At 59.8% G+C, this 7,547-nt stretch carries 5 protein-coding genes; all 5 read right to left on the bottom strand.

Features of this window, described 5'->3' with window-relative positions; all coding sequences use genetic code 11:
* On the bottom strand, window positions 1-359 hold a 359-nt coding region (locus ABC977_RS17760; RefSeq protein ID WP_369668612.1), incomplete at its 3' end, for a hypothetical protein.
* A 59-nt stretch (window positions 360-418) separates the two neighbouring features.
* Window positions 419-1,186: a hypothetical protein gene (locus tag ABC977_RS17755; RefSeq protein ID WP_369668611.1), complete on the bottom strand. Its 768-nt coding sequence runs from the start codon at window positions 1,184-1,186 to the stop codon at window positions 419-421.
* Window positions 1,187-1,277: 91 nt separating this feature from the next.
* The gene (locus ABC977_RS17750; protein WP_439849209.1) at window positions 1,278-1,622 is read right to left on the bottom strand and encodes a DUF3592 domain-containing protein; all 345 of its coding nucleotides are present in this window, start codon (window positions 1,620-1,622) and stop codon (window positions 1,278-1,280) included.
* A gap of 125 nt (window positions 1,623-1,747) precedes the next feature.
* Window positions 1,748-4,723, bottom strand: a complete 2,976-nt coding sequence (locus tag ABC977_RS17745) for a transglutaminase family protein (protein WP_369668610.1) — start codon at window positions 4,721-4,723, stop codon at window positions 1,748-1,750.
* A gap of 44 nt (window positions 4,724-4,767) precedes the next feature.
* The coding region (locus tag ABC977_RS17740) for a COG1470 family protein (protein WP_369668609.1) at window positions 4,768-7,547 on the bottom strand (2,780 nt) is incomplete at its 5' end.

The raw sequence follows: 7,547 nt of genomic DNA, 5'->3' as shown, positions 1-7,547 counted from the left end.
CTTAGAATAGGGGAATGAAATATCCACATTAGAGACACCAAAACGATGAAAAGCATACCAACGAACCATGTCTCGAACAAGATCCATACCTGGTACTTGACAAACCTTGAGCAAGCTAGCGCCGGCAGAAGTAGCCGTGCGATAAGCGCCAACATTCGCAACCCTCCCGCTGAATGCCATAAGCTCAAGTACTTGAGGCTTCCCACATAGAGTGCCGCTGAAACACCGACATAAAGAAACGAATAGGCTACAGCCGTGTACCAAGCCGTGTTATCCAGCGCCCCCTCCGCATATTGAAACGCGGACAGATAGAGAACTCCAATAACAACAAGCGTGATCAACAAAAGGGGCTGCGTCATTGGTACAGCTATCCGAATAGCTTATTAAATGAAACTCCTTCATTCTTATTCTCGCTTGGTCACGATGAACGGCCCGCATCCCCTGGTTTTCCAAAATCATTCAAGAGCGTCAAGAATCCATCACCGCGCATGAAGGCAATCGCCCAATTTATCTTTCTGATAAACGTCTTTCCTTCCCAGGATCCACTCCTGAACGTTAAAGTAAACGCGATACCGTCAAAAGACATCTCCCAGTCGCCTGCTTCATTTCCAAAAACACTATCAAGATTTGCGATATGGGCAACGGCATTAGGGTTGATGGGCTGACCCCCACCACCTGAGCAAATACGAAAATCGTCTCCGCCTTGTGCTTGTACCCTAGTCCACAACCGCACCAACGCAAGGCGCCGCATGTATCGCGGATCAAACCCCCCGCAGTGCCTGTCGATCTCCTCCCCGCAAATAACATCCGTCCGCCTCCCGCGTGGCGTAGGCCAATAATCAAGGAAGAATCGGTCCAATGTTGCCTCAATCGACGTGTCACCTGCCCACCCTTTTAGTCGTCCACCCGAGCCCCACAGTTTCCCCCCAGAACGCTCTATGGCGTTCCTAATGTCCGACTTCAGACACAGACAGGCTCGCCAAATCACAACAATTACCGCGAAGGCAAGAATAATCACGAAAGCTTCCGTAAAGGGAACCTGTGGCGGAGTGAGCGGATGTCCGGGAAAGAAAAGATTCTGCATCGCGGCAATAACTATTAGAGCGCATCCTATTGCCAACGAATAAGCAAGAAACCAAAGCAAGGCAAGAAATAACGCTGGGGCATCGTACTTACACGCAAGCATACAAGACACCACGCTTTTCTGCCCGTTGACCCAGGGTTATACCAAGCCCGAAGTGCGAACGCGACGGAAAGCTCCGCTTTCTCTTCTTGCGCTAGTCAAGACACACGAAAGCCGCACTGATAATTGCGGCAACAGATACCAGGACCCCGCCAAGGAGCGTACCCCAATAATGTGACCGTCTTTTTCTGGACACATTTTTTTTCATCACGGACAATTCGGGATCCGATGGATTTACGTAGATTGACACGGAAGTACGATCAGAATTCACTAGCTTTTCAATGAACCCCTTGTCGGTACTCCACCACCCTTTGCTATCGATACAATATTGAGTGCCTTCATACGTTTTACCATTTATCTCATAGAGATACCGCACAAGGGGGTAATAGTAGGTCACATAGATATAACCTTCTGGCCTTTTGAGGCAACCGACTTCCATGCGAGTAGAGAAAGCTGGAACAGCAGTCCATTTAGCGACTTGTTTTAATCGAGAGAAATAATTGAAACCCACAATCGAAAGAACTAGGCCAATTATCAGTAGTACGATCGAGTAAAAGCAGCTCATCATCTACAATCCTGAGCCTGATCTATGATCCAGTTGGTGGCAAAACCGAGAACGGTTCCCGTCGCGACCGCCGCAAGAGGGTTTACGATCAGGAAGACTACGCGAGTAATCATGATCGACATCAGCGTCGTGAGAGTAAGAAAGGTTGCTACAGCGTCGAAATTGTTACATTGTATGCCTCTCGCGAGCAGGCTGTGCGCGAAGACGGCGATCTGGATGTACTGCACCACCTTATTTAACATTGGCGAAGCACTGCCCAATGTCTTAGCTATGTTAGCGAGTGCGTTATAAAAGTGGTTCAGTGAATCAAGAAGGTAACCGACTGCATTAAAAAGCGTGCCTCCATTCGCCCCACCCCCAATCTTCCAAGCGCCGGCTCCGGTTTCCGGATCAAAGATGATATACCCCGCTCCGCTCCAGCCTGGAACACTGATCGGGTCCGTGTGCACGATCACTTCCTTGCCGACGGCAAGTGCCGCGCGGATCTCGTTCATCGTCAGGCTGTTCTGACGAATGTTTGGCAATGCTTCGGCCTGCGTGGCCGGGGTAATATGATAGATTCGTTGGCCCTGTTGGGCGGCGACTTGCAGGGCCTTGACCGCCGAGACGGCTTCGCCCGGGTGTTCGGGGCTGACAAACATTTGCTCCGGCACCGCGTGTTCGAGGGCCGAACTGAGTGCGCCCAACTGGAAGTTGAAGTACTTCCATCGGTCATGGCCCTGGCCATCGACGCTGGAGACGTGCGCTACCCGGTCGAGGTCCATTTCCACGCCGCCGGGCGTGATGGAGCGCGGGATACCGAAGAAGTAGGTCACTGTCGGCACATAGCCGTAAGTCCCCGCCGAGGTCGCGAGCTGGAAGTGATGGCCCTGGCTCAGGGCCGACAGGTGGCCCAGCGCTTGGTACTGGGCGAAGTAGCCGAGGAGCCCGGCATGGAAGATCCCGCCCAGCAGGTCCTCGCGGGTCAGGCCGGCAAGCAGTACCTCATCCCCGGATTCCAGGATATCGCGAGTCTGCTCCAGGCGGTCCCGCGCCTTCTCCAGGCTGCCCACCGCCACACTGCCGCCGATCACCCCGACGGCCAGGTAGGAACCGGCCACCACCTTATTGGGGTAGTGCCGTGTGCCGTGTACGGGATCCCGGACGCTGTAGCGAAAGGCGAGCTCCTCGCCCAAGCGCATTCGGGACCCGGTGAGCACCGTTTCGCCCTCCACCTTGAGTTCTGGGACCACTTCGATGAGATACGCCGGAATGCTGGAGGGCAGCTGGGTGATGTCGGTGATCTCGCCCTCGGGCAACAGTGCCGCCAAGGCATCCTCGTCGGCCTGGGTGGCGGGTCGGAAAGAGAGGGTGATCTGGGCGTTGTTGACCTGGGCCCAGGGAAAACTGACCTGGGCCGGAGGGTCGCCCAGGATATCCACCCCCAGGCCGAAAGTGATGCGGGGCTGGAGTGCCTGAGGCAGCGCGGCGTAACGCACGCCTTCGACCGCGCGCGAATAGGGAAGCCCGCTTGGCAGGATGGGCTCGTCCCTCAGGATGACCTTGCGCCCGCCGATCACCTCGCCCAAGGTTGGGTCGTCCAATTGCGCGATGTAGGCTTCCAGGGCCAGACGGGCCTCGTCGTGCGCCCCCTCGAGCACGCCGGGATCCAGGCCCTGAACCCAACCTTCGGATTCGTTTACGGCGCCGCTTTGGAGAAAACTGTCGGCCAGGGCCTGCGGGTCGATTCCCGCAATGGCCGTCACGTCCAGACCTTCGAGGTATTCGTACTGCTTGAAGCTTGCGTCCAACGCGAGCCAAGTGTCGGCCTCGCGCATCACCGCGCCGCGCGAGGGAAGGAAGTCAATCGCCGCCTCGACCCAGACATGCTCCATGCGCACATGGGTCACCCGCCCGCCTTGGATGAGCGCGGTCACGGGAATGCCGCCCGAGGCCGCAAAGTTCATAGCCTCCTCGATGCTCTCGAAACCACCCACCCAGTTGCGGAACCGGTCCTCCGGCACCTCGATCGTGCCATGCACATAGCGGGCCGGCACATCGGAGGCACGCAACAAGGCGGTCAGCAACCCGGCGATGTCCATGGCATTGCCCCGCCCGGCCGAGAGCGTCAGGTCGCTGTCCTGCATGGCACCCCAGGTCGGCAGCCACTCGATATTGTTGCGGACCCAGTGGTAGATCTCTACCGGTTGGTGATTAAGTTCGGCGGCCTTGCCGCGGATCGCCGCGCTGCGCCGGATCTCGTCGCTCTCGCCCAGGTACGCCGGATCATCGGCACCGGGGACCAGATCGAAGCTGTAGCCTTCAAGGGCGGCTAACTTCATCAGCGGGTTATCCATGAGCCCTGAACTCAGGAAGCCGGCGCGACTCTCCCGCGGCAAGTTGTCTGGATTGGGCCTCTGCGGGCCATGGGGCAGATGCTTGGGATCGAAGGGCTGCTGGGATCGCTCGAGTTGCTGCGTCGACAGGCGGCGTTCGGCGCGCTCGATGCGATCCCCGAGCTCCCGGCCCGACTCGGTCGCCGCAATTCCAGCCAAGTCCTCGAGCAGGGCCTCCATTTCCTCCCGGTAGGTCGCCACGGCGTCGTGATGCCGCGAGACGATCTCGTGGGGCACGCCGCGGGCCTGAAGGCGGGCCTCGATCGCATCGAACTCGCTCAGAATACCCCGGTCGAGCGCAGCCATCTGTCGGCGCAGGTCCGCCAGTGCGCGGCGTTCCTCGGCAATGGCCCGACCCTGCCGGGCAGACCGGTCCGCCGACCGCAACAGATCACGGGCATCGCGCAGGGATGCGGCCAAGGCTTCCCCTTGCCCCGGCCCTCTGACCCGTTCATCCTGGTGCCTGTTCGCTTCGGCATGCAGGGCCGCCGGCAAGGACTCGGTGATGAGCATGGTAAAGGCCACGATAACCAGCATGGCTACCGCGCGGCAGAGCAAGGCATGCCGGACGCACAGAAGACAACCCGTTGTGGTACGCATCGAAATCGGTCCCTCGAGTGAATATCCTTTGGTCCGTTCCAGATTCAGATCTCGCTGGAGACTCCGTGAATCAGCCACGAGAGGGCCTGACGCAGCTCGCGCGCCTCAGGTTCCTGAATTCGGGCCAGCCAATCCGCGACCTTCAACAGGTGGAACAACGCCTTTTCGGGATCGCCACGCTCGTAAAAGAACGAGGCCTGTTCGAATGCCCGAAGGGCACGCGCATAGTCCGGATGGAATTCCAATCGATCCAAGAGCCAATCCTGCACATGAGCAAAGGTTAGCCCGGGCCAGATCTCAAACCGATGCTGGGTGGTACCGTAATCCGAGAGGGTCTCCCCCTCTCGCCACTGGAGCCGGGCACTGATCCAGGCATCATCGATGGCCTCCGGAAGCTGCCACCAAAACACCCGTTCCTGTTCATCGCCCGCCGCCAGATCGAAGTCGAACATCACCGTGTACGGATCCAGCAGAAGGCCCATCCCCGGATCCAACAGGGGCCCGTCGGCCGTCTCGAGCGTCAACCGCACGGACGCCGACTCGCCATGATTGCGGATCTGCCAATAGACCGGGACGGTCATACCGGGACGATGACGTCCAAGGTCCGGCTCGACATGATCGATCGCATCCAACAAGAGCCTGGCGAATAGGCCCTCGGCCCCATCAGCATAGGCCTGTCCAAGGATGTCGAATCCGGCGATGATCGTGTTGCCGAAGCCGAACTCATGCCACGCCATCGCGGTGCGATCCTGAGGCCGACCCCGCAATACCCGATACTCGGCGAGGGGCATGGCCCCCGTGAGGCGGAGTGCCTGCGATCGTTCGCTGTGCGGAAAGGAGGCATCCGGTACGTCGAGCGGGATGCCAAACACCGGCTCGATGCCGGTGACCTGCGGCAACATCCCCACGATCCGGACGCCGAACACGTCTGAGGAACCGCCATCCATCATCAATTGCTGATTTCGGTGATCTCGGCCACCGGCCATCAGGATGCCGGCACCTCCGTAAACCGCCTCTCGAAGCTCGCGCTGCACCTGCGGCTTCAGGGCAACATCGGACGACAGCAGCAAATAGGTGCTGTAGCCGCCTCCGCGCAATTCCCGTGCGAAGGCATCTCGGTCGGTCACGATGGTGTGGAACCATCCCGCGTCCAGGAGAAGCGACGCCAAGAAATCACGCTGCTCCGCACGGCCATCGGCTGACCAGGAATGCGCTCTTACAAAGGTGAACGCGCCGACCGGGGTGCCCGCCTCCGGGTGATCGTCGCATCCGGCGGGCACAGACCCCGAATGAAACGCCTGAACAACCCCGTCCTGATGCTTCACCCTGGCCAGCAACCCGTAGCCGCCCTCGAGGGTCTTTTGCGGATCGGGGGCCTCGATGACCATCCGAATCTGATCCGCCGTGAGCGCATCGAGGCTGAGATTGGCGTCCTTTCCGGTGGTCCGGTCCACGGGCAGACCATCGCCGATCCGTGCCGTCTTGACGTCGAGCAACTGGCCTGAGCCGTCATAGAGACTCACGTCCAGCGTGTCGCCTGGCACCAACCCGCCGGGCGGCACCAAAACCAGTTGCATCGCCGTCAGGCCACGGCATTGATCGCGACGCGGCGGATCGAGCAAGACCAGGAGTCGCCCATAGTCACCCAAGGTCGCCGTGGATACGAACCTGTCCTCCACTCGCACGCTGGCGTGGCCCAGCACCCTTGTCTCGCCCTGGATCTCCGCGCTCAACACGGCCATCAACAGGGTCCCCGCTGGTTCGTGGACCGACCAGGATCCTGTCAGGGTGGCCGATCCATCCCTGGCGAGATCCATGGTCTCGGGCCAGCTCGCCAGCACCTGTTGCCTCTCCGGATCCAGCAAGGTCAGCGTGACCGGCAGGCCCTCCAAGGCATCGTTGCCGTGGTTGTGCAGCTCGGCCTCCAAGTGCAGGACCTCGCTACGTAGCACGGGATCGGGTGCCAGCGAGACGCTCCCGGCTAGCCCGGCGCCCGTCTCACGGGTGGATAAGACCTGAAACTCGGTATCGGCGACGGCACGAACCGCGCCGCTCGCATCCCGCGCCGCCAGAACAACTCGATAAGTCCCCGCCGGCGCCGCTGCCAAAGGCATCGACCGGACGACATCCTGCTGGCCACCTGGCATCAGTGCAGGAAGCGCTAGACTGTCGCGCCACAGCTCGCTGCCGGCGGCATCCATCACCGCCAGGCTTGCGGTATAGCCTTCCAATTGCTGATTAGGTGCCGTATTGCGAAGCCTTGCCGTCACCGTCACCGTCTCGACGGGGTCATAGGTCGCCTGATCCGTACTCACAGAGGCACCCATTCCGGTATCCACGGGCGCATCAACGCGGAAGGCCGAGAACACCTCATGGTTAGAGCCACCCTCCTCGATCAATCGGAGAACGACTCGATAGTCGCCGACATAAAGGCCGGCGGTGTCGAACAGGCGCGGCGTCACGGCAATCAGCTCCCCCGCACCCACGACCAAGGCTTCGATACCGGGAAGCGCCGCCACGACCGCACCAGAAGAGTCTTGCAATTCCATGGTGGCGGTTGCCGTCGCATCCACGGCATCCAGGTTGGCGATGTCGACGGCGATGCGGATGGTTTCGCCTGTGACGTAGGAATCCTTGTCCGTGGACAACGCGATATCGAATCCCGAGGGCAAGACGTCAATCCCCTGGGATCCCAGCAGGCGAGTATGCAGGCGGCCCGTCAAATCCTTGTACGTGATCACCACTTGGACCACGACCGGCCGGTGCTCCCCTGGCTGCGGATCCAGCACGATGACATCGAAATCGAGCTCCGCGAGACGGCCTA

The organism is Thioalkalicoccus limnaeus, from assembly GCF_041197575.1.
Lineage (GTDB): Bacteria > Pseudomonadota > Gammaproteobacteria > Chromatiales > Chromatiaceae > Thioalkalicoccus > Thioalkalicoccus limnaeus.
Note: the sequence above shows the minus strand (reverse complement) of the source record. Positions and strands in the feature narration are given on the sequence as shown.

Bases quoted from the DNA above. Each gene is read 5' to 3' on its own strand.
- ABC977_RS17755 (WP_369668611.1), bottom strand. From the start codon at position 1,186: ATGCTTGCGTGTAAGTACGATGCCCCAGCGTTATTTCTTGCCTTGCTT.
- ABC977_RS17745 (WP_369668610.1), bottom strand. From the start codon at position 4,723: ATGCGTACCACAACGGGTTGTCTTCTGTGCGTCCGGCATGCCTTGCTC.
- ABC977_RS17750 (WP_439849209.1), bottom strand. From the start codon at position 1,622: ATGGAAGTCGGTTGCCTCAAAAGGCCAGAAGGTTATATCTATGTGACC.